Origin of the sequence: Ketobacter sp. (assembly GCF_003671495.1) — a bacterium.
Taxonomy (GTDB): Bacteria; Pseudomonadota; Gammaproteobacteria; order Pseudomonadales; family Ketobacteraceae; genus Ketobacter.
On the sequence record NZ_RCHN01000006.1, the window covers coordinates 59,629 to 85,566 of the forward strand.

General features: G+C 57.0%; 28 protein-coding genes. 12 read left to right on the top strand and 16 right to left on the bottom strand.

What is annotated here, in order from left to right; translation table 11 throughout:
* Nucleotides 1-21: 21 nt before the first annotated feature.
* The 10 genes from tolA to D9N14_RS01765 all read right to left on the bottom strand — a co-directional run bounded on the left by tolA (nucleotide 22) and on the right by D9N14_RS01765 (nucleotide 7,871).
* Nucleotides 22-783: a cell envelope integrity protein TolA gene (tolA, locus tag D9N14_RS01720; protein WP_290576189.1), complete on the bottom strand. Its 762-nt coding sequence runs from the start codon at nucleotides 781-783 to the stop codon at nucleotides 22-24.
* A 3-nt stretch (nucleotides 784-786) separates the two neighbouring features.
* On the bottom strand, nucleotides 787-1,224 hold the full coding sequence (gene tolR, locus D9N14_RS01725; protein WP_290576191.1) for a protein TolR: 438 nt from the start codon (nucleotides 1,222-1,224) through the stop codon (nucleotides 787-789).
* Between the two features lie 17 nt (nucleotides 1,225-1,241).
* Nucleotides 1,242-1,925, bottom strand: a complete 684-nt coding sequence (tolQ, locus tag D9N14_RS01730; protein ID WP_290576193.1) for a protein TolQ — start codon at nucleotides 1,923-1,925, stop codon at nucleotides 1,242-1,244.
* 26 nt (nucleotides 1,926-1,951) lie between these two features.
* Complete coding sequence (ybgC, locus tag D9N14_RS01735; RefSeq protein ID WP_411267910.1) at nucleotides 1,952-2,374, bottom strand: tol-pal system-associated acyl-CoA thioesterase; 423 nt, start codon at nucleotides 2,372-2,374, stop codon at nucleotides 1,952-1,954.
* On the bottom strand, nucleotides 2,349-3,404 hold the full coding sequence (ruvB, locus tag D9N14_RS01740) for a Holliday junction branch migration DNA helicase RuvB (protein ID WP_290576197.1): 1,056 nt from the start codon (nucleotides 3,402-3,404) through the stop codon (nucleotides 2,349-2,351). The genes ybgC and ruvB overlap by 26 nt, the downstream gene beginning before the upstream one ends.
* A gap of 42 nt (nucleotides 3,405-3,446) precedes the next feature.
* Nucleotides 3,447-4,055 carry a Holliday junction branch migration protein RuvA gene (gene ruvA / locus D9N14_RS01745; RefSeq protein WP_290576199.1) on the bottom strand — a complete coding sequence of 203 codons (609 nt, stop codon included), beginning with the start codon at nucleotides 4,053-4,055 and terminating at the stop codon, nucleotides 3,447-3,449.
* A gap of 38 nt (nucleotides 4,056-4,093) precedes the next feature.
* A complete protein-coding gene (gene ruvC, locus D9N14_RS01750) occupies nucleotides 4,094-4,618 on the bottom strand; it encodes a crossover junction endodeoxyribonuclease RuvC (protein WP_290576201.1) in 525 nt (174 codons plus the stop codon).
* Nucleotides 4,619-4,978: 360 nt separating this feature from the next.
* Entirely contained in the window at nucleotides 4,979-5,725 is a 747-nt protein-coding gene (locus D9N14_RS01755; protein WP_290576203.1) for a YebC/PmpR family DNA-binding transcriptional regulator, read from the bottom strand.
* 75 nt (nucleotides 5,726-5,800) lie between these two features.
* Nucleotides 5,801-7,567, bottom strand: coding sequence for an aspartate--tRNA ligase (gene aspS, locus D9N14_RS01760; RefSeq protein WP_290576205.1), 1,767 nt, complete (start codon nucleotides 7,565-7,567; stop codon nucleotides 5,801-5,803).
* Between the two features lie 40 nt (nucleotides 7,568-7,607).
* On the bottom strand, nucleotides 7,608-7,871 hold the full coding sequence (locus D9N14_RS01765; protein WP_290576207.1) for an FmdB family zinc ribbon protein: 264 nt from the start codon (nucleotides 7,869-7,871) through the stop codon (nucleotides 7,608-7,610).
* Nucleotides 7,872-8,057: 186 nt separating this feature from the next.
* On the opposite strand from D9N14_RS01765, the gene D9N14_RS01770 reads away from it, so the two are divergent.
* The 4 genes from D9N14_RS01770 (at nucleotide 8,058) to D9N14_RS01785 (ending at nucleotide 12,379) form a co-directional block, all read left to right on the top strand.
* Nucleotides 8,058-9,206 (top strand): HD-GYP domain-containing protein, encoded by a 1,149-nt coding sequence (locus tag D9N14_RS01770; RefSeq protein WP_290576209.1) that lies wholly within the window; start codon nucleotides 8,058-8,060, stop codon nucleotides 9,204-9,206.
* Between the two features lie 198 nt (nucleotides 9,207-9,404).
* Nucleotides 9,405-9,869 (top strand): HU family DNA-binding protein, encoded by a 465-nt coding sequence (locus D9N14_RS01775; RefSeq protein WP_290576211.1) that lies wholly within the window; start codon nucleotides 9,405-9,407, stop codon nucleotides 9,867-9,869.
* A 167-nt stretch (nucleotides 9,870-10,036) separates the two neighbouring features.
* Entirely contained in the window at nucleotides 10,037-11,764 is a 1,728-nt protein-coding gene (locus tag D9N14_RS01780; RefSeq protein WP_290576213.1) for a proline--tRNA ligase, read from the top strand.
* Nucleotides 11,765-11,788: 24 nt separating this feature from the next.
* Entirely contained in the window at nucleotides 11,789-12,379 is a 591-nt protein-coding gene (locus D9N14_RS01785; protein WP_290576216.1) for a lytic transglycosylase domain-containing protein, read from the top strand.
* An 11-nt stretch (nucleotides 12,380-12,390) separates the two neighbouring features.
* On the opposite strand, the gene D9N14_RS01790 is transcribed toward D9N14_RS01785, so the two are convergent.
* The 5 genes from D9N14_RS01790 to D9N14_RS01810 all read right to left on the bottom strand — a co-directional run bounded on the left by D9N14_RS01790 (nucleotide 12,391) and on the right by D9N14_RS01810 (nucleotide 17,059).
* Nucleotides 12,391-13,338: a diguanylate cyclase gene (locus D9N14_RS01790; RefSeq protein ID WP_290576220.1), complete on the bottom strand. Its 948-nt coding sequence runs from the start codon at nucleotides 13,336-13,338 to the stop codon at nucleotides 12,391-12,393.
* 1 nt (nucleotide 13,339) lies between these two features.
* Nucleotides 13,340-13,975 (bottom strand): histidine kinase, encoded by a 636-nt coding sequence (locus D9N14_RS01795; protein WP_290576222.1) that lies wholly within the window; start codon nucleotides 13,973-13,975, stop codon nucleotides 13,340-13,342.
* Nucleotides 13,972-14,337, bottom strand: coding sequence for a response regulator (locus D9N14_RS01800; protein WP_290576224.1), 366 nt, complete (start codon nucleotides 14,335-14,337; stop codon nucleotides 13,972-13,974). The genes D9N14_RS01795 and D9N14_RS01800 overlap by 4 nt, the downstream gene beginning before the upstream one ends.
* Nucleotides 14,338-14,527: 190 nt before the next feature.
* Nucleotides 14,528-16,045 carry a fumarate hydratase gene (locus D9N14_RS01805; RefSeq protein ID WP_290576226.1) on the bottom strand — a complete coding sequence of 506 codons (1,518 nt, stop codon included), beginning with the start codon at nucleotides 16,043-16,045 and terminating at the stop codon, nucleotides 14,528-14,530.
* Nucleotides 16,046-16,090: 45 nt separating this feature from the next.
* Entirely contained in the window at nucleotides 16,091-17,059 is a 969-nt protein-coding gene (locus D9N14_RS01810) for an alpha/beta fold hydrolase (RefSeq protein WP_290576228.1), read from the bottom strand.
* 241 nt (nucleotides 17,060-17,300) lie between these two features.
* Between D9N14_RS01810 and D9N14_RS01815 the strand changes: the two genes are divergently transcribed.
* Nucleotides 17,301-18,842 (top strand): hypothetical protein, encoded by a 1,542-nt coding sequence (locus D9N14_RS01815; protein WP_290576230.1) that lies wholly within the window; start codon nucleotides 17,301-17,303, stop codon nucleotides 18,840-18,842.
* Here the strand turns inward: D9N14_RS01815 and D9N14_RS01820 are convergent.
* Entirely contained in the window at nucleotides 18,829-20,094 is a 1,266-nt protein-coding gene (locus D9N14_RS01820; RefSeq protein ID WP_290576572.1) for a YihY family inner membrane protein, read from the bottom strand. The genes D9N14_RS01815 and D9N14_RS01820 overlap by 14 nt on opposite strands.
* Before the next feature lie 102 nt (nucleotides 20,095-20,196).
* On the opposite strand from D9N14_RS01820, the gene arsC reads away from it, so the two are divergent.
* The 7 genes from arsC to D9N14_RS01855 are packed head-to-tail and all read left to right on the top strand — an operon-like array spanning nucleotide 20,197 to nucleotide 25,905.
* Complete coding sequence (arsC, locus tag D9N14_RS01825; protein ID WP_290576232.1) at nucleotides 20,197-20,541, top strand: arsenate reductase (glutaredoxin); 345 nt, start codon at nucleotides 20,197-20,199, stop codon at nucleotides 20,539-20,541.
* On the top strand, nucleotides 20,538-21,131 hold the full coding sequence (gene wrbA / locus D9N14_RS01830) for an NAD(P)H:quinone oxidoreductase (RefSeq protein WP_290576234.1): 594 nt from the start codon (nucleotides 20,538-20,540) through the stop codon (nucleotides 21,129-21,131). The genes arsC and wrbA overlap by 4 nt, the downstream gene beginning before the upstream one ends.
* 6 nt (nucleotides 21,132-21,137) lie before the next feature.
* Nucleotides 21,138-21,509: a DUF2069 domain-containing protein gene (locus D9N14_RS01835; RefSeq protein ID WP_290576236.1), complete on the top strand. Its 372-nt coding sequence runs from the start codon at nucleotides 21,138-21,140 to the stop codon at nucleotides 21,507-21,509.
* 5 nt (nucleotides 21,510-21,514) lie between these two features.
* Nucleotides 21,515-22,195: an RDD family protein gene (locus D9N14_RS01840; protein ID WP_290576238.1), complete on the top strand. Its 681-nt coding sequence runs from the start codon at nucleotides 21,515-21,517 to the stop codon at nucleotides 22,193-22,195.
* Nucleotides 22,192-23,169 carry a stage II sporulation protein M gene (locus D9N14_RS01845; protein WP_290576240.1) on the top strand — a complete coding sequence of 326 codons (978 nt, stop codon included), beginning with the start codon at nucleotides 22,192-22,194 and terminating at the stop codon, nucleotides 23,167-23,169. Before D9N14_RS01840 ends, D9N14_RS01845 begins: the two co-directional genes overlap by 4 nt.
* The gene (locus D9N14_RS01850) at nucleotides 23,156-24,670 is read left to right on the top strand and encodes a DUF4129 domain-containing protein (RefSeq protein ID WP_290576242.1); all 1,515 of its coding nucleotides are present in this window, start codon (nucleotides 23,156-23,158) and stop codon (nucleotides 24,668-24,670) included. The genes D9N14_RS01845 and D9N14_RS01850 overlap by 14 nt, the downstream gene beginning before the upstream one ends.
* A complete protein-coding gene (locus D9N14_RS01855) occupies nucleotides 24,667-25,905 on the top strand; it encodes a DUF4350 domain-containing protein (protein WP_290576244.1) in 1,239 nt (412 codons plus the stop codon). Before D9N14_RS01850 ends, D9N14_RS01855 begins: the two co-directional genes overlap by 4 nt.
* Nucleotides 25,906-25,938 lie beyond the last annotated feature (33 nt).

Here is a 25,938-nt window from a genome sequence, read left to right on the forward strand (position 1 = left end):
CTTGCTCACCTCGTGTTCGGGTTAATAGCGTAAATCGTCCGGTTTGAACCGCATTTTAAAGTGCCGGAAATGCCGGTCAAACAAAACCGGGTCGGAAGGAACGGAGAAGCGCCCCGCGCGCTGTACCGCCTGCACCGCGGAGCTATCGAACGCGCCGTTGCCGCTGGACCGGTCAATGGTGACGGTCTTCACCTCACCTCCGGGTAGCAGGCTGATGCTCAGGTCCACCACCATGTCGTTGCGGGCACTGGGGGGTCTGGCCCAGTAACGCTTCATGGTTTGCTGGATCATCGCTTTATATTGGGTGATTTCATCCAGTTGCTGTTGGGTTTCGCTGGCATCCACCGCTTCCACCGATGCCGTTTCATCTTTCTGGATCGCCTCCATTTCCTCTTTCAACAGATCGCTGAAAGCACTGCCGGCCGGCTCCGGTTTGGGCTCCGGCTTCGGCTGCGGTTTCTGTGCTGCAGGCTGGGGCTTGGGTGCCGGTTTGGGTTTGGGCTGCGGTTTCGGTTGTGGCTTGGGCTCCGGTTTGGGTTTGGGCTGCGGTTTCGGCTCAGGCTTGGGCTGTGGTTTCGGCTGCGGCTTGGGTTGCACCGCCGGTTTTGGGGCAGCCTTGGGCTTGGGTTTTTCCACCACCACAGCGGTTACGTGCTTGGGCATGGGCTTCAGGCGCACCACCTCATCGCTGGATGGCCAACTGAAAAACAGCAGACCCACCACCAGTGCATGCACCAGTATGGCCTTGGTCAGGGCAGCGATGTCCACCGAGGATAAGGACAAGGGCTACTCCTTGGCGCTGCTTTCAGTGACCAGACCCACGTCGTTCACGCCGGCCTGCTGCAACGCAATCATCATCCGCATCACCAGCCCGTACGCCACCCGCTCATCGCCTTCCATCAAAACCGGGGTATCGGGTTTCTTTTCCTTCAGGGCCGCCACAGCGGCTACGATCTCAGGCAGCGCCTTGGGGGTCTGCTTGTCGTCGGCGGTGCTGATAAAGTACTGGCCATTGTGATTCACGGACACAATCACATACTGCTGGTCCTTGGGCAGAATCAGGGGTTCGGCATTGGCATCCGGCAAATCCACTTTGATACCCGAGGTCATCATGGGGGCGGTGATCATGAACACCACCAACAACACCAACATTACGTCGATGTAGGGCACCACATTGATTTCGGAGAGTGGTTTGCGGCGGACAGTCGTTCGTTTCTGGGACATAGGCCTCTAACGCTCCATCACCCTTTGGCTTCCGGTTCGGAGGAATGGGCCTTGCGGTGCAAAATACTGGAGAACTCGTCCATGAAGGTCTCATAGTTGTGCAACAGATGGTCCACGGAGGAGGAAAAGCGGTTGTAGCTGATCACCGCCGGGATTGCCGCAAACAGACCGATGGCGGTGGCGATCAGCGCCTCGGCAATACCCGGTGCCACCACCGACAGGGTGGCCTGGGTTTCATTGGCCAGCGCCAGAAAGGAATGCATGATGCCCCATACCGTGCCAAACAGGCCGATATAGGGGCTGGTGGACCCCACCGTCGCCAGAAACGGCAGATGAGTTTCCAGTTTTTCCTGTTCCCGCAGCAGCGCCACCCGCATGGAACGCTCGGTACCCGCCATGACGGCTTCCGGATCACTGTGGGCGCTTTTGCGCAGACGGGCAAACTCCTTGAAGCCAGCACGGAAGATATTCTCTTCGCCGCTGAACGCATTGGGTTCAGTATTGACCTGCACAAACAGGCGACTCAGATCAATGCCGGACCAAAAACGCTCTTCGAAGTTCATCAGAGCCTTTTTGGTTTTGGACAAAACGGCCTGCCGCTGCCAGATCATGTACCAGGAAATCATGGAAAGTGAGAACAGGATCAGCATCACCAGCTGGACCACGATGGACGCATTGATGATGAGACTGACAACGGACATAGATTCCACGAGAGATGGTCTCCTATTCAGGCCGAAACGTCGGCAAATTGTTGCTGTAATTCTGAAGGTATGGGAGCAGGTTTGAGTTTGGTCGCACTGATGCAGGCCACCTTGATCCGGGCTTCACACATCAGGTCATCCCCCTTTCGTACCTGCTGGTGAAACAGGATGTACGTACGGGCGATCTTCTCCACCCGGGCAGACACCTGCAATTCGTCGTCTGCCTGTGCCGGTTTGCGGTATTGGGCATCCACACTGTGCACCACAAACTGCAACCCCTGCCTGTACAGTTCGCCGAATTCAGACCCCATCTGCCGGAGCAACTCCGTACGGGCCCGCTCCATGAATTTCAGGTAATTCACGTAGTATACAATGCCGCCCGCATCGGTATCTTCCAGATAGACCCGTACCGGCACAAAAAATTCACTCATTGCTGAACAAATCCGCAGTGGGGGGTGAGGAATCAGGAGCCGAGGAATCGCGGGGTGGATTTAAACCGAAATGCTGGTAAGCCGTGCGGGTGGCCACCCGCCCCCGGGGCGTGCGCATGATAAAGCCCTGCTGGATCAGGTAGGGCTCGATGACGTCCTCGAGGGTACCGGATTCTTCGCTGATGGCGGCGGCCAGGCTTTCCACACCGACCGGTCCGCCGTCAAATTTCTCCATGATGGTGAGCAGCAGCCGACGGTCCATGGTGTCGAACCCGTGGGAATCCACCTTGAGCATATCGAGGGCTTTGCCGGCCACCTCGGCCGACACCCGGCCATCGCCCTTCACTTCCGCAAAATCCCGCACCCGACGTAACAGCCGGTTGGCGATTCGGGGTGTACCCCGACTGCGCCGCGCCACTTCCACCGCGCCTTCATGATCCATGGTCACCCCCAGAATCGAAGCAGAGCGGGACACGATGCGCGCCAGTTCCTCGACGGAATAGAATTCCAACCGCTGCACAATACCAAAACGATCACGCAGGGGTGAAGTCAACAGGCCAGCTCGGGTGGTGGCGCCCACCAGAGTAAAGGGAGGCAGATCAATTTTGATGGAGCGGGCGGCGGGCCCTTCCCCGATCATGATGTCCAGCTGGTAATCTTCCATGGCGGGGTACAGGATCTCCTCCACCATGGGGCTGAGGCGGTGGATTTCATCCACAAACAGCACATCGCCCTCCTCCAGATTGGTGAGCAAGGCGGCCAGGTCACCGGCTTTTTCCAGCACCGGGCCGGACGTGCTTTTCAGGCTGCCGCCCATCTCGTTGGCGATGATGTTGGCCAGAGTGGTCTTGCCCAGGCCGGGGGGCCCAAAAATCAGGGTATGATCCAGGGCTTCACTGCGCCCGCGGGCGGCGGTAATGAAGATCTCCATTTGTTCCCGCACGGCTTCCTGGCCGGTGTAATCCGCCAATGACGTGGGGCGAATGGCCCGATCATGGGCATCCTCCCGGGAACCTAATGGTGATATCAGACGATCAGATTCGATCATAGTGCCTTCGTTTATTGGTTCAGCTTTTCTATGGTTCAGCCTTTAGTTCACCATGCGCTTCAGTGCCTGGCGAATGATTTCTTCACTTTTCAGCCCATCTGAGTCTATGGCGGCAATGGCTTTGGCAGCCTCTGTAGGCTTGTAACCCAGCGCAATCAGTGCGCTTTCGGCATCATTGATCTCCGCCCGCGGGCCTCGCTGGCGTTCAGCGACCGGGGCCAGTTCCGCTTGCGGGGCCAAATGGGTGAACGCTTTCACACGATCCTGCATTTCAATCACCAGCCGTTCTGCGGTTTTCTTGCCGACGCCGGGCAATTTTACCAAGGTATTGGTATCGTGATCCTGTACACAGCGCACGAATTCAGAGCCCTCCATGCCGGACAAAATGGCCAACGCCATCTTGGGGCCAACGCCGTTCACCTTGATCAGCAGGCGAAACAACTCCCGCTCTTCCTTCTCAAAAAAGCCGTAGAGCAACTGCGCGTCTTCCCGCACCACAAAGTGGGTGTGCAGAACCACCTCTTTGCCCACCTCCGGGATGCGGTAAAACGTGGTCATGGGTGCTTCCACTTCATAGCCCACCCCTGCCACGTCCACCAGCAGCACCGGGGCCTGTTTCTCGATGATGATACCTTTTATTCGTCCGATCATAGATTGTCTTAGTCAGAATGCTGAATGGGCTGCAGCGGTCAGCGGCGCAGGCGACCTCTGCGCAATTTGCGGGCACCGGCCATCCGGATCATACCCTGGATCATATGGGTGTGGCACACCGCCACCCCCAGGGCATCCGCGGCATCCGCCTGGGGTGCCTTTTCCAGCCCCAGTAAGCGGCAGATCATGGCCTGAACCTGGATCTTGTCTGCCGCACCAGTGCCCACCACGGATTGTTTGACCTGGCGGGCGGAATATTCGTAAACCGGGAGTTTGTTGAAAGTACAGGCGACGATGGCGGCGCCACGGGCCTGCCCCAACTTGAGCGCGGAGTCTGCATTGCGCGCCATAAAAACCTGTTCGACCCCCACTTCCTGGGGCGTATGCAGGTGGATCACTTCGTTGACACCGCGATAGATGATGTCCAGCTTTTCACTCAGGGTTTCCGCCGCCTGGGTGCGGATACACCCACTGTCGATATAGATTAACTTTGAGCCCTCGGAGGCGATTACCCCGTACCCCGTCACCCTGGAACCCGGGTCAATGCCCAGCACAATGGTCATGTAATAAAGGAAATCCCGTTTGCCTGCTGTTTGCAGCCTAGTCTAGCAGCACTGCAATGGGAGTCGACACCCATTTCCACTAATTTCATAAGTTTAGAAAAAAGAAGCGGCACCCGGGGTGGTGCCGCTTTAGGGGGGGTTACGCCATTCCTGGCGTTTTACTCGCGAGCACCCACGAGTTCGAAAAGCGTCTGCGAAGAGATAGGAGAGGTGCCCGCGATTGAGATCAGTGTACGCAGGTCGAGCGTGCGGGGTTATGAAATAGTACCAGCGGGCATGACCACTACTGCAGGCGAAAAAAAGGCCACTGTACCGAATCGTCGTGGCCTCTCGCTGGTCAACATACACACCAACATCAATTCAGGAATCCATTTGCTCCATCAATTCCTGGGTGAAATTGGCGTTACTGTAGACGTTCTGCACGTCATCCAGCTCTTCCAGCATGTCGATCATTTTCAGAATGGTGGTGGCGGTTTCCAGGTCCATATCCACCTGTACCGACGGCGCCATGTTGATTTCGGCGCTGACAGAGGGCAGCCCCGCCTGATCCAGAGAGGCTTTGACCTTGGCAAGGTCCTCCCAGGGAGTAATCACCTCGAAGCCACCATCATCGGCAGGCAGCACGTCCTCGGCACCGGCCTCAAGGGCCGCCTCCATCAGGGCATCCTCATCCACACCGGCCGCAATCACGATCTCACCGCGCTTGGTGAACTGGAACGCCACTGAGCCCTCGGTGCCCAGGTTGCCACCGAATTTGGTGAAGGCGTGACGCACCTCCCCCGCGGTACGATTGCGATTGTCCGTCATGGCTTCTACGATAACCGCAACCCCTCCTACGCCGTAGCCTTCATAGGTGAGCTCATCCAGCTGGCCGCCGTCTTCCCCACCAGAGCCACGCTTGATGGCCCGTTCGATGGTGTCCTTGGTCATGTTGGCAGCGAGGGCTTTATCCATCGCCAGGCGCAGTCGGGGGTTGTCTTCCGGCAACGCCCCGGCCCGGGCAGCGATGGTGATCTCCCGGATCAAGCGGGTGAAGATTTTCCCCCGCTTGGCATCCTGAGCCGCTTTTCGGTGCTTGATGTTGGCCCATTTGCTATGACCGGCCATGGATCACTCCTGTTTCACTGTTCTCTTCAGTGTGTGCCTGTTTAGTGTGCCTGTGGCTGCTGGCACACACTGGTCTTACTTTTCATCAGCCTGTCGCAACCGGATGCCCACTTCACGCAACTGCTTGGGGTCCACCGTGGACGGCGCTGCAGTCATGACACAGGCGGCCGTTTGTGTTTTGGGGAAAGCGATCACGTCCCGGATGGATTGAGCACCGGTCATCAACATGATCAACCGATCCAGACCGAATGCCAGACCACCGTGCGGCGGTGCACCAAATTTCAACGCATCCAGCAGGAAACCGAATTTCTCATTGGCTTCGTCATCACTGATGTTGAGGGCGCGGAACACGGTGCGCTGCATCTCCGGGCTGTGGATACGAATGGAACCACCACCCAGCTCGGTGCCGTTCAATACCATATCGTAGGCACGGGATAACGCGGCACCGGGGTCTTTTTCCAGCATTTCCGGATCGCAGGAGGGCGCGGTGAACGGATGATGGATCGCGGTCCAACGCCCGGTATCGTCCTCCTCAAACATGGGGAAATCCACCACCCATAAGGGGGCCCATTCACCTTGCACCATATTCAGGTCGTGCCCCAGCTTGATGCGCAGCGCCCCGATGGACTCATTCACCGTGGTGGCCTTGCCGGCGCCGAAGAAAATAATATCACCGTCCTGCGCCTCCAGGCGGGCCATCATCTCCATCACCACATTGGTCATGTTTTTCACGATGGGTGATTGCAGGCCGTCGATGCCTTTATCCAGCTCATTCACCTTGATCCAGGCCAGGCCTTTAGCGCCGTAAATGCCCACGTATTTGGTGTAGTCATCGATTTCCTTCCGGCTCAGACTGGCACCACCGGGCACGCGCAGGGCACACACCCGCCCCTTGGGGTCGGAGGCCGGGCCGGAGAATACCTTGAACTCCACCTGACGCATCAGGTCGTCCACATCCACCAGTTCCAGCGGAATACGCAGGTCAGGCTTGTCACTGCCATAGCGGGACATGGCTTCAGAATACGGCATGCGGGGAAACTCAGGCAGCTCCACATCCAGCAGATCCTTGAACAGTTTGCGCACCATGTTCTCGGCCACCGCCATGACATCCTCTTCATTGACGAAGGACGCCTCGATGTCGATCTGGGTGAACTCCGGCTGGCGGTCTGCCCGCAGGTCTTCATCCCGGAAGCACTTGGCAATCTGGTAGTAACGGTCCATACCCGACACCATCAGCAGCTGTTTAAACAACTGCGGAGACTGGGGCAGCGCGAAAAAGCTGCCGGGGTGGGTGCGGCTGGGCACCAGATAATCCCGCGCCCCTTCCGGTGTGGCTTTGGTCAGGATGGGGGTTTCCACGTCCAGGAAGCCCGCGCCATCCAGATAATTGCGGATCGCGTTGGTCACCTTGGAGCGGAACGCCAGGCGATTCTGGATTTCCGGCCGGCGCAAATCCATATAGCGGTATTTAAGGCGCACGTCCTCGCCCACATTGGTATGCTCATCCAGCTGGAACGGCGGCGTTTCCGAGGCGTTGAGGATTTCCAGCTCTTTGCCCAGCACCTCGATCATGCCAGTGGGCATTTCCGGATTGGTGGTGCCTTCCGGGCGGTTGCGCACGCGGCCGGTGAGCCGGATGACGTATTCGCTGCGCACGCGGTCAGCACGGGCAAAAGCCTCTTCGGTGTCCGGGTCCACCACTACCTGGGCTATACCCTCACGATCACGCAGATCCAGAAAAATAACGCCACCATGGTCGCGACGACGATGCACCCAGCCGCAGAGCGTTACGGTTTGGTCGATGTGAGATTCGTTGAGATGGCCACAGTAATGGCTTCGCATAACATTAATACCTGTCTGATTCGTCTGTATAGGATTGCAATCAACTGGCCGACGGGCTGGTGGGCTTGTCGGCGGATTTGGGGGCGGAACCGGTATCCTGGTTCGCCAGATTCTTTTTCTTTCCGGTTTTGAAATCGGTCTCATACCAGCCGCTGCCGGAAAGGCGGAAACCGGCGGCGGAAATGCGTTTTTTCAGTGTGCTTTCCTGACATTGGGGGCAATCCGTCAGGGGCGCATCACTCATTTTCTGGATCGCTTCCAATTCGTGACCACAAGACTGGCATTGATACTCATAAATCGGCATGACCAAACACCTCGAGCAAAACCTGTATCTATATGTTTTTAAAAGATTTTATGACAGCTGACAGGATCAAACCCACCGCCATCCGGAAAAAGGGGCCACATTATAGCGGGTTGCCGCCCATTTGGCAGCACCAGGACTGACTGTTCAGCGCCTATACTAAAGCAATCACCAACCGGGAGAGAGCGTATGGCCACCCAGAGTTCCGACGACGAGTTCCAGCATGACCTGATGGAAGACTTCTTCCTGGATTTCCGGGAAGCCCACACCCATTGCGAAAGTGCCCTGATCGAGCTGGAGCACACCCCCACCAACAGCACCCTGCTCAACGACCTGTTCCGCTCAGTGCACACCATAAAAGGCAATTTGATCTACGTGGGGCTGCGGGATCTCTCCCCACTTTTGCAGAGCGTGGAAGATGTGCTGGACGCCATCCGCAACGGCAGAGTGACGTTTGATACCTACTTAAGTGACGTCATCCTACTGGCCATGGACACCACCGATCGGCTGGTGCGGGCCCGCCTGGAACAACAGCCAGCACCGCTTTCTTTGCCACAACTGGAAATCCTGTGCGGGCACATCAGCCAAACCGGCACCGAAAATGAGGCGCAGAGGCAGCATGCCATTCGTGCCGCGCTGGGGATCATGGCGCCCGACACACTGCAGCACAATGTCAGCAAAGGCAAACCTCTGCCGTCCGCTGCAAAGACCCTGATGGCCACCCCGGACAATCTCGCTATTCTCGATCAGTTCGCCGTGCAGCTCGATGACGACCTGCGCTTCTTCCACCAGTTGAGTACTCCCCTGGAGGAGCGCTCTCAATACTGGCGGGGACGAACCGCACGCATTCTGCAATTAAGCCTGGCCATGAACCGGCATGCCGGCGAGCCGGTGGAGCCTGCCCAAATGGCCGCCGCGGTGTTTATGCACGACGTGGCCATGGCGTTCCTGCCTCTGCCAATCCTGCACAAGAGCACACCGTTGAATACCGAGGAAACCGCTTTGCTGCGCTCCCACACGCAGCAGGCATTCACCCTGGTATCGGCCATGCGGGCCTGGGAGCAGGCCAGTTATATTGTGCTGGAACACCACGAAAGAGAAGATGGAACCGGTTATCCTGCAGGTTTAACCGGGCAACACATTTGCCCGGGTGCGAAAATTCTTGCCATCGTCGATGCCTTTGAAGCCCGCACGCATGAACGTGCATACAGCACCAACCTGAAGCGGCCTTTCGTGCGCGCAGTGCTGGAAATCAACCGCTGTTCCGGCACCCACTTTGATCCGAACTGGGTCAACGTATTTAACGAAGTCGCCAGAACCCTGCAGCAAGATGGATAAAATCGGCGATTTTTTGCGTTAGACCCTATAAAAACAGGCAAAAAGTGCATTTATTTACTTGCTACTCCCAAATTTAGGATCAATAATTATCCGCGACAGCTGGTACTGTTGCTGCGATTGCATTGTTTTGGGCTCCCATACTCACACTTCGCGATACAACACCAGGACTTGCCATAACTAAAATCAAAGGAAGCAATTATGCCTGCAAAGAAAAAAGCTCCTGTTAAGAAAGCCGCTGCCAAGAAAGCACCTGCTAAAAAAGTAGCTGCCAAAAAGGCTCCCGCGAAAAAAGTGGCTGCCAAGAAAGCCGCCCCAGCCAAAGCCGCCGCACCGAAAAAGCCCGTGGTCGTTAAAGAAGCCATGACCAAGACCCAAATCCTGAACACCATCGCTGAGAACACTGAACTGAGCCGTAAGCAGGTTCAGGCTGTGCTCGACGAACTGAGCACGCTGATCGAAGCGCACGTAAAACCACGTGGCGTGGGTACCTTCACTGTACCTGGCCTGATGAAGATCAAAACCATCAAGAAGCCTGCACAGAAAGCACGCAAAAATGTGCCCAACCCTTTCCGTCCCGGCGAAACCATGGATGTGGCAGCCAAGCCTGCCAGCACCCGTGTTAAGGTACTGCCGCTGAAGAAGCTGAAAGACATGGCTTCCTAAGAACGAAAGGGGCGCAAGCCCCTTTTTCTTTGCCTTCCACCCCGCCGTTCCGGCCGGGGCAATGGGGTTGTCTCCCCTACTCAATGACCTTTATTGTTATGAACCGCAACAACCCGTAAAATCGGGGCCTTGTTCGCTTCACTGTCCAGAGATTGAGAATTCACCCGATGAAAACCACCGAATACCTGCTTGCCACACTCAGGGAAACCCCTGCGGATGCCGAAGTAATCAGTCACCAGCTCATGCTGCGTGCCGGAATGATCCGCAAACTGGCCTCGGGCCTGTATACCTGGCTGCCCCTGGGACTGCGCGTGTTGCAGAAGGTGGAGCGAATTGTCCGGGAGGAGATGAACAAGTCCGGCGCCATGGAAGTGCTGATGCCGGTGGTGCAACCGGCGGAACTGTGGCAGGAATCCCAGCGTATGGACGCATACGGCCCCGAGCTGCTGCGCTTCCAGGATCGCAATAGTCGGGATTTCGTGCTGGGCCCCACCCATGAAGAGGTGATCACGGACCTGGTTCGCAACAACATCCAGAGCTACAAACAACTGCCCTGTAACTTTTACCAGATTCAAACCAAGTTCCGGGATGAAATCCGGCCCCGTTTCGGCATCATGCGCTCGCGGGAATTCATTATGAAGGACGCCTATTCCTTCCACTTGAACGAGACGTCACTGCAGCACACCTATGACCTGATGTACGCCACCTACAGCAACATCTTTACCCGGTTGGGGCTGGATTTCCGCCCGGTATTGGCAGACACCGGCAGCATCGGCGGCAACAGCTCCCACGAATTCCACGTACTGGCGGATTCCGGTGAGGACGACATTGCCTTCAGTGACAGCAGTGATTTCGCCGCCAACATTGAAATGGCAGAGGCACTGGAGATCGGTGACCACCGCCCACAACCCACTGCGGAGCTGCAGAAAGTCGCCACGCCAGATCAGCACAGCATTGAGGAGGTAGCCTCATTTTTGCAGGTACCGGCAGAACGCATTGTCAAAACCCTGATCGTACACGGCACCTCGGAAGACGGCAGCACAGGGCTGGTGGCACTGGTACTGCGTGGCGACAAAGCGCTGAATGACATCAAAGCGGAGAAGCATCCGCTGGTGGCCGCCCCGCTCACCTTCGCCAGCGACGAGGAAGTGGAACAGGCCATTGGATGTAAACCCGGCTCCATCGGCCCGATCCAGCTATCCATTCCAGTCATTGCCGACCGCAGCGTGGTAAACCTGTCGGATTTTGTTTGCGGAGCCAATGAAGACGGCTTCCACCTGAGCGGTGCCAACTGGGAACGGGATGCCCACTTTGATGAAGTGGCGGACCTGCGCAACGTGGCAGAAGGCGACCCCAGCCCCTGCGGCCAGGGCACACTGGTGATCAAGCGCGGTATTGAGGTTGGTCATATTTTTCAGCTGGGCACCAAATACAGCGAAGCCCTCAAGGCAGCGGTATTGGATGAGAACGGCAAAAACCACATTATGCCCATGGGCTGCTACGGCATCGGGGTTACCCGGGTGGTGGCCTCGGCCATTGAGCAAAACCACGACCAATACGGCATTATCTGGCCGGAAGCCATCGCTCCTTTCCAATTGGCCATCGTGCCCCTTAACAATCACAAGTCCCCGGCGGTACAGGAGGCGGCAGATGCCTTGTACCAGCAGTTCACCGAGCTGGGTATCGAGGTCTTGTACGACGACCGCAAAGAGCGTCCGGGGGTGAAGTTCTCGGACATGGAGTTGATTGGTATCCCCCACCGCATTGTCATCAGTGACCGGGGCATTGAAGAAGGCGCCTACGAATACAAGCACCGGCGGGAAAACGACAAGCTCAGTGTGCCGGCGGACCAGGTGATCCAGTTCATACAGTCGCGCATTCAACAGGCCGGCTAAGCAAAAACAGCTAAAATCAAGGGTATGAACAAGGTCAACCAACTTCTAACCCACTGCCTCTGTCTACTCCTGCTGCAGGTTGCCTCGGCGACCTGCAGCGCCGCCACGACTGAGCGTCCGGACGCCGAAATGCGCTCCCTGCTGTTGCAAACCATCACCAAGGCCAACAGTTTCAAGGATCGTTTTGATGCCGAGGTGTGGCTGGTGGATATGGATCGCCGACTGTCCCGCTATGTGGATGATCCACAGGAGCGCATGAAAATCCTGCACCTGGTACACACCGAATCCCATCGTTTTGAATTGAAGCCGGAGATGGTGCTGGCGGTAATGCACGTGGAAAGCCTGTTTGACCGCTATGCGGTTTCCCGCGTCGGCGCTCAGGGGCTCATGCAGGTGATGCCGTTCTGGAAGGAGGAAATCGGCACCGGTGATGACAATCTGACCGACATCGCCACCAACATCCGCTACGGTTGCGCCATTCTGAAAACCTATTTGAACCGGGAACAAGGCAACATGATGCGGGCACTGGCCCGTTATAACGGCAGCGTGGGCAAGACCTGGTATCCGGAACGGGTGTTCAATGCCTGGGAACGCTACTGGTTCGTGAAATATTGACCGCCTGATCCTCAGGACGCCGGCACGACCCGGTTGCGTCCCATCTCTTTGGCCCGATACAGCGCCTCATCCGCCTTGGAAATCATGTGCTCGGCATCGGTAAAGTCAGAACAGAACTCCACGACACCGATACTGGCGCTCATGGCAATCGTGAGATTCTCGAAAGGCACTGGCGATGATTCGATGGACCGACGCAGGCGCTCCGCCACCACCATGGCCCCACCCCCATCGGTGTTGGGCAGAATGATTCCGAACTCCTCCCCGCCATAGCGGCCCGCCACATCAGATTCCCTGAGGGACTCCATGACCAGCTGCGCAACCCTGACCAGTACCGCATCCCCACCCAGATGGCCATATTTGTCATTGATGGACTTGAAGTGATCCAGATCGAATAGCAACAGGCTCATGGGGTGCTTGTAACGGCCGGCCCGGCTGAATTCCTCCACCAGGCGCGATTGCCAATGGGCACGATTGAACAATTGGGTCAGGCCATCCACCCGGCTGGCCATTTCCAGTTTTTGCATCGCGGCCTGATGCATGTTGCGATAGATCGCGGTATCGGTAGAGTCAAACAGCACAATGCAGACGCTCTCCACCTCCCCATCGGCATTCTTGATCGGCATCAGCGTCATGTCCTGACACATGTGATCCATGCCACCCGTGACCGGGCGATTATGTCGAAAAGGAAACAGATAAGCCCGCTGTTCCCACGAAGTGAAGGCAAAGTTCTTGAGCATGAAAACGCTGTTCACCTTGCGGGCAAACCAACGCTCCGGCAAATCGGGAAAGCACTGGAAAAGATTCTGCCCCACCACTTCTTCCGCCGACTTGCCGGAGTTGGAGGCCATAAAACTGTTCCAGAGCTGAACTTCGTGATTTTGATTGAGGATAAAAACGCCGATGTTGACGCGATCAACAATGAATTCAAGCAGCTCTTTGGAAGCGTCGAAATGGGTCAAGTCAGAGATCTTCCAGCAAACGATCCAGTGCCTGCTTCACCACCTGGATGGATTCGCCCGGCATCAACAGGAACATAGTGCAACTGAAGGACCGGTCTTCAAGGGTATAGGTGATTTCAACCAGCAGGGCATGATCCCAGGAGGCCTGCTGATATTCCAGCAATTGGGAGATGGGGACGTGCTGCCCCATGATGGACGGCGGCGAAAAGCCCAGCTCTGCCTCGATCTGTTCGCCCACCCCGTTAAGGCAGGCGCCGTTGAGAATATTGGTCACATCCAGCAACAGCTCTTTTTCACTTTCTGTGGTCAGGGTGTCGTCGTAGGCAAGCAAATCCGCCAGCTCTTTGAAGGAGCTGTCGGTAAAAACCACGATGGCTTCACCACGAATACCGGTTCCCGAGTCCAGCTGATAAAAGCCCTGGCTGACGCCGGATACGGGAACGGCCTGCCCGCCCACCATACGTTCAAGCTCGGCGTTCAGTTCTTCCCGTTCCACCAGGCGAATGCGGGGCACCGAGAGATGAATAAAGACTTCCAGAAATCGCGCCAGAGAATCACCGGCCTGCCCCATGGCAACGTTTACCACTTCCTGCAAGCAGTCCCTTTGATCTTCTGTTAACGCTAATGAATCGTTCATATCAGACCATATTTCCTCAGCACATCCTGCAGCTTCTTGCCATCCACCGGTTTTTTGATGAAGTCCAACGCCCCCAATCCCATCACCCGCTCCCGGGCTTCCGGTTGAATGTCTGCTGAAATGACAATGATGATGCATTTATGCCCTTCTTCTTTCACGGACTGGAGGACGCCATACCCATCCAGTTCCGGCATTGTCAGGTCCAGAAATACCATTTCGCCCTTGCCTGCGCGGATGGCTTCCAACCCTTCCACGCCGTTGGTTGCCATGGTGATTTCCACTTCCCAGTCTTCTGGCAACGACCGCTTGACCTGCTTTCTGGCCATGGCGGAGTCATCACAAATTAACAGCGGTATGGACATGGTGCTCCTTCAAATCTGCCCATGAATTAACAAGATTTTTCTTCAGTATAGACGCTTTCCGGGAGCCGCAATGGCTGTACACACAGCTTACGAACAAAATTACGTTAGATAACATAACCACAAAAAAAACCCGCCTATTGGCGGGCTTCGAGGACTTGAGCGGGCTTGCCTGATTTACAAGCTAACCTGCCTAGGCATTTTCCAAGGGAATTTTGCCGATTTTGGCCTGCCAGATTTTGGGGGCGGTGTTGTGCACGGAGGTGCCCGCCGAATCTACCGCCACAGTCACCGGCATATCCTCCACCACAAATTCGTGGATGGCTTCCATACCCAGCTCTTCAAAGGCCACCTCGCGGGATTTGCGGATGGCTTTGGAGACCAGGTATGCAGCCCCGCCAACCGCCATCAGGTAAACGGCCTTGTGGTCCTTGATGGCCTGAATGGCAACCGGGCCACGCTCAGACTTGCCAATCATGCCCAACAGGCCGGTCTTGGCCAGCATGGTTTCAGTGAACTTGTCCATGCGCGTCGCAGTGGTCGGGCCCGCTGGTCCAACCACTTCATCCCGCACCGGGTCCACCGGGCCTACGTAGTAGATGAATTTGCCCTTGAAGTCCACCGGTAGAGGCTCACCTTTGTTCAGCATGTCCACCATACGCTTGTGAGCGGCATCCCGCCCTGTAAGCATGGTACCGGACAGCAACAGGGTGTCACCGGGCTGCCAGCTCTGCACTTCTTCCGGAGTCACCGTGTCCAGGTTCACCCGTTTGGCGCTTTGACTGCCGGCATTGGAGATTTCTGGCCAGTCTTCCAGCTTGGGAACCGGCAGATCGGCCACCCCGCTGCCATCCAGTTCAAAATGCACATGGCGGGTAGCAGCACAATTAGGGATCATGGCCACCGGCAAGGATGCAGCATGGGTCGGGTAATCCTTGATCTTGATATCCACTACGGTGGTCAGACCACCCAGGCCCTGGGCACCAATGCCCAAAGCGTTAACCTTGTCGTACAGCTCCAGGCGCAGCTCTTCCACTCGATTGCTGGGGCCACGCTTCATCAATTCATGGATATCGATAGGGTCCATCAGGGATTCTTTCGCCAGTACCATGGCTTTTTCTGCCGTGCCGCCGATACCAATCCCCAGCATACCGGGAGGGCACCAGCCCGCTCCCATGGTGGGCACGGTTTTCAATACCCAGTCCACGATGCTGTCGCTGGGGTTCAGCATCACCATCTTCGACTTGTTCTCGGAGCCGCCGCCCTTTGCCGCAATATGCACGTCCACGGTATCGCCTTCGACGATCTCGTAGTGAATGACCGCAGGGGTGTTGTCCTTGGTGTTTTTACGAGCCCCGGCGGGGTCCGCCAGGATGGAAGCCCGCAGTACGTTATCCGGATTGTTATAGGCGCGACGCACACCTTCGTTCACCATGTCGGTGACGTTCATTTTGGCGTCCCACTGCACGTTCATCCCCACTTTCAGGAACACGGTGACGATGCCGGTATCCTGGCAAATGGGGCGATGGCCTTCGGCACACATGCGGGAATTAATCAGAATCTGCGCCATGGCATCTTTTGCCGCCGGAGATTCTTCCGCCTCATAGGCTTCGTTGACGGCTTTGATGAAATCCGCTGGATGGTAATAGGAAATGTATTGCAGGCTGTCTGCAATGCTCTGGATAAAATCGTCCTGGCGAATCACGGCCATGGCCCACTCCTCTCTGACGTCGCTACGGTATAAAACCGCCGCATTCTACCCCAATTGCCGGGCTAATTCATCCGCCAGCTTTTTCGCACCCTTTGGGTGCAACTCCAGAAAACTCAACAACTTAGCATGAACCTGCCGGGGTTTCTCCAGATGACAAAAATGTCCGGCCCCCATCAAACGATAGAGCTCCGCCCCGGCCATAAAATCCGCCTCGCGCATACCCAGCTCGAACAGCCGGGTATCCATGCAGCCATCATCGGCCCCGGTGATCATCAGGCAGGGCACCTGGTAGGGCAGCTTTAACGCCCGGCGACCCTGTTCATGACGGGGATGAAACACCCGGGTCAGGCAGCGATAGTAGCCCAGGGCGGATCGACATATGATCGGGTCCTGCAGGGCATCCAGGGCCGGCTGCAACAGCGCCTCCGGTGGTGGCCATCCCGGTGACCAGCGCCGCCAGAGCATTCGAACAAAGGCCCCATCGCGTGCCTTGATCACCCGCTCGGGCAGTAATGGCAGCTGGAAAAACCCCATATACCAGGATTTCAGCAACTGGGATGGGCAACGCTGCAACGCCTCACCAAACCGTTTGAGCGGTGGTATGGCGATGCTGGTCATGCTGAAAAAACGGTGCGGAAACATGGCGCTGGCCAGCCAGGCGGTGACCGCACCCCAGTCATGGCCCACCAGGTGCGCAGCGTCCTCCCCCATTCGATCAACCCAGGCCACCACATCCTCGGCCAGATCCGTGACAAAGTATCGGTTGAATGGATCTGAGCTGCTGTGTTCGTACCCCGGCATCACCGGCACCAGCACCCGGTAACCGGCCTCCACCAGTGCGGGCACCATCAAATGGAAGCTGTTAACCGTGTCCGGGAAGCCGTGCAGGCAAATCACCAGAGGCCCGGAACCATCCCAGTAGTAAGCACTGAATGTTCTTTTTTCACAGATTTTCTTCAGGATCTGGGGTTTAATTCCCTTCACCGGCGCCAGCAGCGGTGCGGTTGTAGGCATGTTTTCCGTCGCCTTGTCCATTAGGAAGTGAATTTTACTAATCCAATTATCAGCGACGGCCGAGGTTCCTGCCAGTAAAAACCGCTTCCTTTCAACCCGCCACTGTGTGAAAATTAATCACCTTAATTGACGACTGGATCACACGGAAACCGTGCAGCGTTAACGGAATTCCCTCACCCGGAAATCCCAGGAAGCACAGAGCCACCCCAGGACAACACCAGGACAGGTACAGGTACACCCGATGAATGGGCCTCTCAAAGTTCCAACCACAGAACGCACTCAGCATCTACTTCTGGATGCTGACGGTCGGCGGCTGACCGAGGAAATTCACAATCTGCCCTATCTGGACATCCCTTCTGCCCTGACGTTGGCCTATCGCCGCCTGCACACCTTCAACCGTTTTGCCCTGGCCCCCGCCAAACGGCTGCAGATCGTAAGCCCGTTTCACTATGCCTTTGTGCGTTTTGTGGATCACTATCGACAGCAGCTGACCGGCAGTCTGTTTGCCAAGGAAATCAGCTCCAGTGAACTGGATAACCTGCTGGAGTTTATTCGGGAGCTGGGGTTCGCTTACAAACACATCATTCGTGACACCCTGGGGCGCCTGAAACGACCTGCCGGATTTGCCACGGTGTTGTATATGGCCATGCTGTATCAGTATTACCACGGACTGTTTTCCTACAATCGCGGCCGCATGCTGAAGCGTGCACACTGGCAGGAATTTCACTACCTCTATTTTCTGGCCACCGATCTGCAGCAGGAAGACAAGCCCGTCACCGGCCCCAGCGGCACGGAGGGCACCGTTGCCCACCTGTACAAGCAGTCACTGCTGATGGGCCTGGCCTCGCCCTATTCCATGAGCGCGGAAGACCAATGGCGCACCCACGACTACACCACCAAGTTCGCTGGCCTGCTGACTCTGATGGAACCTGAATCCATCGCGCAGCTCACGGAGTCCTACTTTGTTACCCCCGACTGCCTGCAGCCGGCCTTTGTTCAGGGCAAACTGCCGGAAACCATTACCCAGGCGCGGGTTCTGGATTTGTCGCGACTGATGGATACCGTGTACCGCCATCTGACGGCCATTCGCAGCGGTGATTCCCTGCGCCTCACCGGGCTGCACAACATGCAGCGCAAGCAGGCCATGGACTTGATGACCATGCTCTCGGACCGCTGGTGCCGCAATCCGCACCGCAACGGGGAACGGCGGGAGATTGACGAACAAATCGGCTTGGTGTGGGGATTGGAAAACATCTGCAACATGCTGGACCCGAACCAGCGCCGCATGGACCGGTTGCAAAACCGTAATGCCGGCAGCGACAAGCGGGCCTGGTCACGGGGCAGCGACGAAAGCACGACCGGACTGCGGGTCAAACTCAGCGGTGAGCCCACCTGCTTTCCCGAAGCGGGCCAGATCGTGGCGCTGATTCGGCAACACAACGGGCGCAAAACATTGGAAGTGGGACTGGTGCGCTGGGCGGCCATATCCCGGGATGACGCGCCGGAATGCGGGATTGAGCGCATCCGTGGCAATGTGAAAAAAGTGTTGATCCATCAGCAGGACGACCAGGCCACAGACCGCAATGGATTGCTGATTCTGCTGCGCAACCGCAATGGGGCCATTGTCACCCGCTTGGTGGCGCCCTCAGGTGCGCTCACGGTGGCTTCCGAAGCATCGCTGCTGGCGGTGGGCCATCACGAACCGGCCCGGGCGGATATCAGACAGATACTGCAACGTTCCCGCATCGTGGAGGTGTTTGATGTCCAGGTTATTGAGCCGTAGTCAGCGCAGATAGAGCGGGACGCTCCTCCACGCCTTCATCAAACAGTTCTGACAACGGAATCTCCCAGCTGCTGAGACAATTATCCAGGCCGTTTTTATACAGGCGGCTTATCCGGCCCTGCCAGCCTTCATCGCTGTGAAGATCAAGGCTCACGGTCTCGCCAAAGCAATCCTGGAATAGCTGCGCCAATGTGTACTTGTGCAGATCGCGGGTCAGCGAAATCTGCCCTTCCCCACTCCGGTGAATCAACAGCACCTGGATCAGTGTATCGGTGTAATACTCCCACTCCCGACTGGAAATCCACGGCATTTTCTGCAGCAGATCCACCTCTTCGATGGTTTCACCCCGCCCCTGCAGGCGGTAGAGCGACTCCAGGATCGCCAACAGATTGCCCATGGACGACGCGGAACGTTGTTTGTTCACCTTGAAGTTGGTCAGCGCCTGAACGATTTCCGCACCCACCAGCATGATGTTCCAGGACACCAGTATCCACATCAGGAAGATCGGCACAGCGGCAAACGCCCCGTACACCAGCTGGTAGGTAGGAAACATACTGACAAACAGGGTCATGCCCCGGCGCGCCAGATCGAACAACAACGCGGCCACCAAGCCCCCCACCAGACCATGGCGGATCGGTACCTTGGTGTTCGGAATGGCTATGTACGCCAGTGAAAACGCCAGCCCGCTCATGAAGATCGGCAATAGCCCCAGCACAAACTTCTGGGTGCCCGCCAGGGGGACCATGTCGTAGATCATCTTAAGGGATGCCAGGTAGGACGACATGGCGAATGCGCCCCCCATCATCACCGGCCCCAGACTGAGGAGTGCCCAGTACAACAGAAAGCCGTTCACGCCTTTGCGGGCCTCCGTCACATGCCAGATGGTATTGAAAGAGGTCTCGATTTTGCGCAGCATCAGCACCGAGGTCACAAACAACATCACCACTCCGATGCTGGTGAGATTGGCGGCCTGTTGGGCGAACGCGTGCAGGTGTTCCTGCAACTGGCTGCCGGTGGCGGGAACAAAGTGCTCGAACATGAAGTTCTGCATTTTGTTTTCCATGCCTTTGAGTTCCGGTATCAGCGCCAGAATGGAGTACACCACCGTCATCATGGGTACCACCGCAAACAGCGAGGTGAACGCCAGATAGAAGGCCGAGCGGCCGTTGCCATGGTGTAGAAACGAGCGGCCCACATAGACCAGAAAGGCGATCGGCGTAAACGCCAGCACCCGGCGCAGGGATTCCATCATCGAGTTCAAAACAACTCCTGTCCGTATTGGATGATTAACGGGCCGTTACCCTATACAATAGACCATCATAAGCCTTTATAAACTCAAGCATAACACACACCTATGACCAAGATTTACCACAATCCCCGCTGTTCCAAATCCAGAGAAACCCTGAAACTGCTGCAGGATAACGGCATCGATCCGGAGATCATCCTTTACCTGGAAACGCCGCCGGACGCCAAGACCCTGAAGGGTCTGCTCAAACAACTGGGGCTGAAACCCCGGCAGCTGATGCGCACCAAGGAAGCCGAGTACAAGGCACAGGGGTTGGATAATCCGGATTTGTCTGACGACGATCTGGTGGCCGCCATGATCGCCACTCCCAAGCTGATTGAACGCCCGATTGTGGTGAACGGCAAAAAGGCTGCGCTGGGCCGGCCACCAGAACAGGTTCTGGAGATTCTGTGAGCACGCGTATTCTGGTGCTGTACTACAGCCGTTCCGGTCACACCCGCAGCATGGCAAAGGCGGTGGCGCGGGGCGTGGAACAGGTCTCCGGCGCCGAGGCCATTCTGCGGACCGTGCCACCGGTGTCACCGGATACTGCCGCCAGCCAACCGGCGATTCCGGAAAGCGGGGATATCTATGCAGAACTGAGCGATCTGGCCGGGTGTGACGGTTTGATCCTGGGTTCACCCACCCGTTTTGGCAACATGGCCGCACCGCTCAAGTACTTCCTGGACAGCACCAGTTCCCTGTGGATGAAAGGCGCCCTGGTGGACAAGCCCGCTGCGGCCTTCACCTCCACCAGCAGCCTGCACGGTGGCCAGGAGTCGACCCTGCTCAGCATGATGCTGCCGCTGCTGCACCACGGCATGGTCTACGCTGGCCTTCCGTACCGGGAAGCGGGCCTGACCAAAACCCAATCCGGCGGCACCCCCTATGGGGCCAGCCATTGGGCCGGAGCAGACAACAGCAAGACGCTGGACACCATCGAAACTGAATTGTGCCAGGCCCTGGGGCTGCGAATAGCAACGCTGGCAACCAAATTAAAGTAATCTGTGATGACTGAACTGCTGACCAAACGTGCGGAGTTCTGCCGCACCCTGACCCTGGGGCTACTGGCCGCCCTGTTGCTGCTGTTTGTGGCCTGGCGTGTCATTTTTATTCCGGTGGAGCACTGGATCACCATCCTCCTGATTCACATGATTCCCTTGATTTTGTTTATCCCGGGGATGCTGGCGCGCAAGCCCAAAGTCTTCATCTGGTTCTGTTTCGTGATTTTGCTCTACTTTTGCCAAGGTGTTATGAGCAGTTTCGCACTTCCCACTATACTGGGAGTAATGGGATTACTCGAAACCATACTCACCATTGGGGCATTCTGCGCTGCGATGATGGCTGCACGCTATTACGCGCGCCTGGAAAATATCAGTTAGGTTGCATGCTGGATACATACCGGAAACTGGAAACACCGGAAAACATCGATCTTGATATTCATATCGCAGGTCCATTGGTGCGCATTCTGGCGTTCACCATCGACAGCCTGATCCGCATGGGGGTTCAGATCGGCCTGCTCATCGCACTGGCTTTTCTGGGAAAAGTGGGCATGGCCCTGTGGCTGATCCTGACCTTTGTGCTGGAGTGGTTCTACCCGGTGTTGTTCGAAGTGTTGAACCAGGGTCAGACACCGGGCAAGAAAGCCATGGCCATTGCGGTGGTGAACGACGACAGCACACCCATCGGCTGGTCCGCCTCCATCGTGCGTAATTTTTTACGCATTGTGGATTTTCTACCCATGGGTTACGTCACCGGACTGGTCAGCATGATTCTCAATAAAGACTTCAAGCGGGTGGGCGACCTGGCCGCCGGCACAGTGGTGATCTATCGGGAGAAATCCAAAGCCGCGCCCAAATGGCCGGCCAGCACCAGTTCCCCACCCCCGATTGCCCTCAACCTGAAACAGCAGCGCGCCATGTTGTCGTTTGTGGAACGTCAAAACTCGCTCACCAAAGAGCGGCAGCAAGAACTGGCGAACCACCTGCAACCGGTGTTTCAACAGCAAAATCAGGAAGCCGTCAATCACATTGTGCGCGTTGCCACCTGGCTGCGGGGGGGACAATGAAGCAGGAACTGTTTGAGCAGAATAACCGCGGCCATTGGCAGCAGTTTGAGTCCAAACTGGACAGTCTGGAGTCGCGCAAGCGCAGCGGCAAAGCCCCCCAGGTGTCCGGGTTTGCCGAGCAGTACCGTCAGGTGTGTCACCACCTGGCACTGGCCCAGGAGCGGCAGTACAGCCCCCACCTGATCGACCGTCTGAACCAGTTGGCGTTACGGGGGCATCAGCAGCTCTATAAGAGTCACACCAATATTCTCTACAACATGGTGTATTTTATTCTGGTGGGTTTTCCCGCGGCTGTGCGCCGGGAAATCGCATTTGTGGGCATCGCCAGCACCCTGTTTTTTGGCTCCCTGTTATTGACTGCAGTACTCACCTATTACAACCCCAGCCTGGTGTACAGCATCTATCCCGAAGAATCGGTGATGGATTTCACCGAGATGTACAACCCGGCCAGCAAAGCACGTATGGAAGAGACACGCACCGCGGCCGATGATTTCACCATGTTCAGCTTTTACATCAAGAACAACATCGGCATCGGCTTTCAAACCTTTGCCAGCGGTTTCCTGTTGGGGGCCGGTGCGATCTTCAATCTGTTGTTCAACGGCATCGCCATCGGCGCGGTCACTGGCTATCTCACGGAACTCGGCTACACAGAAACCTTTTTCCCCTTTGTAGTGGGCCATGGCGCATTCGAACTCACCGGCATCGCCATCGCCGGCGCTGCCGGGTTGAAGCTGGGTTATGGACTGCTGTGCCCAGGACGCCTGAGCCGCAAGCAGTCATTGATTCGTTCCGCCCGCGAAGCCATGCCACTCGTTTATGGTGTGTTCTTTATGTTGCTGGTTGCGGCCTTTGTTGAGGCCTTCTGGTCCTCCAGCAGCTACCTGTCCATTACCGCAAAATACACCGCCGGGGCCAGTTTCTGGTTGCTGGTGTTGTCATACTTTGCTTTGGGGGCACGCCGTGGATCTGAGTAAGATCAGCGTACAGGTGCGCCCCCGCAACCCCTATGAGGCGGTTGACCTGGGATTCGTGATGGCCCGGCAGTGGTTCATGCCACTGCTGTGGTTGTGGCTGATTCCGGCGGCCCCGCTCATGGTTCTGAGCTATCTGCTGTTCATGGATCAGCCCCTGTGGGCGCTGTTGCTGGTGTGGTGGCTGAAACCCCTGTTCGAGTCCGTGCAACTGCGCTATATCTCGGAAAAGCTGTTTGACGACCGCATTCGCTGGCAGGACACGCTGCGCCAGGCCCACAAAATCGCACTGCACCAGTGGTTCAGCAAGCTGGTGATCCAACGTCTGGCCTTCTCCCGTTCTTTCAACATGCCGGTGGGGGAGCTGGAGCAATTACATGGGCGCCGCCGCGGACAGCGCCTGGAAACCCTGCATCGTGGTGCCGGTTCGTCCGGCCTTTGGCTGACGGCGGTGGGCAACACCCTGGAAGGAGTGCTGGTGTTCGGGGTATTCAGCCTGGCCTGGATTTTCATTCCTATGGAGATGGCTATCGATTTCGACTTCGATATGCTGTACTCCAGCCCGTTGCTGTTTCCCACCATTACCGTTGCCGGGTTTATCGCCATGGCGCTGGTGTCGCCGTTTTACGTCTGCGGGGGCTTCATGCTGTACATCAACCGGCGCACCTGGCTGGAAGCGTGGGACATCGAACTTACCTTCCGCCAGCTCAGCAATGAGCATCAGCAGCGCGGCAAAAGCCTGGCGACACTGGTCATGGCTTTATTGTTACTGGTCCCATTCACCCTGCCCCAACCCACCAAGGCGCAGGTTACCCGGGAAGAAAGTCAGCTCATCATCGCAGAGATTCTGGAGAGCGATGATTTCCACCAGATCAAAGAGGAACAGCGCTGGCGCTGGATCGAGCCACCCGAAGATGCCGCCGCAGAGGAAGACGGCATGTTCAAGGACCTGGGTAAATGGCTGGCGGACAAGTTGGAAGGGTGGACTCTGTTTGACGGCATCAGTGATTGGTACAGTGTCATTGTTGCTCTGCTGGAGGCCATATTGTGGGGGTTGGTGATCGCCCTTTTTGCCTATCTGGTCTACCGCTTTCGGGGTCTGCGGGGGCCAGGCCTGAAACTGAAGCAAGCCGCCCACGCACCACCGCCCAGCCACCTGTTCGGGCTGGAGCTGAACCAGGACAGTCTACCCGAGGATATCGTGGCTGCGGCCCAGGCCCTGTGGCAGCAGCAGCAGTTTCGTCAGGCCGTGAGCCTGCTTTACCGGGCGGCCCTGACGTTTCTGATCCACGAACGTCACCTGCCCCTGAACAGCAGCCATACCGAACAGGAATGCCTGCGCCTGTGCCTGAAGCATGAATCGCCACCTCGGGGGCAGTTCTTCCAGGAGCTGACGCGGCATTGGATTGCCCTGGCCTATGCCCACCGTCCGCTCAGCTCCGAGGACTTCGACCGTCTGTGTGCCGCCTGGCCCGACTTTGACCAGCAGGAGCCGCAACCGTGAACCGCCGCCACCTGCTGCTGGGTACTGTGATTCTGGCTTTGGCCGGGGCGGGGTTGTATTGGCTGTCCACTCAGGTGGAACGTTACACCCACCAGTGGGACTCCGGCCCGGAGTTGAACGTGTTGTTCAACCCCTGGCACGCTGCCCAGCAATTTCTGGCGCGCCAACAGAAAGAATCCCATCGCTCCTTTAATCTGCATCCGGTGTTTGAGCAACTGAATCCCTATGACGCCTTGATCCTGGACAACAGCGCCCCCATCGCCAACCCGGCCACCCGGGAAACCCTGCTGGACTGGGTGAACAACGGCGGCCACCTGGTGATCACGGCGGTGGCTGAGTGGGACTTCGACCAGGAAGCCGCCGATCCCCTGCTGGACGAGTTCGGTGTGCGCCTTTATGCCCTGGAAGAGGATGAAAACGAAGACTACGCAGAAGATGAGGACTGGACAGGGGAAGACATCGAGGCAGCCTCGGTGGAGGACGCAACCACCCCCGACGAAGAGGAAGACGAGGCTGAGCAAAGTTGCACATTTTTCAGCTTCGATAACCTGTTTGCCCTGCAGTGGGAAGGGGAAACGCTGCAAATCGAATCGGTGTGGAATTACACCCTGGACGACGACGATGGCGCAGCCCGTTACGGTGGCGATGCCTGGCCCAACGCGGTATTACAGTACCAGGTGGGCGCCGGCAGGTTGACGGTGCTGATGGACACCACCATCTGGGAAAGCGACCGGATCGGAGACTATGATCACGCGTATTTTCTCTGGCAGCTGGTGAAGGCTGACGACGTGGTCTGGTTCGTCAGCAGCAACGACAGCGAGAGCCTGCTGGATAAATTATGGCGTACCGCTCCCTTCTTAATGACCGGCCTGCTGGTACTGCTGCTGATCTGGGGATGGCGACGCTGGGTGCGCTTTGGCCCCATGATTCCCGAGCCCGCCGGTGAGCACCGCCAGTTGCTGGAACACATCGAAGCCGCTACCCGTTTTGACTGGAACCACGCGGGTGCGGGCGCCATGGTGGAAAGCCTGCGCCATGACATCCGCGCCGAAGTCAGCCGCCAGCATCATCTGGATTTTGAGGCGGATCAAGCGAAATGGCTGGAGCTGGTGGCCCGCAGCAGTCAGCTTGACCCGAACCTGGTGGTGCAGGCCATGAGCCAGCCCAGCCCGGAACGGGAACACCCCTGGACAGAACTGATTTCTCAATTACAAACCATAAGGAATGCACTATGACGGAGCCAACCCTTAACCTGACCGAGGCAATCC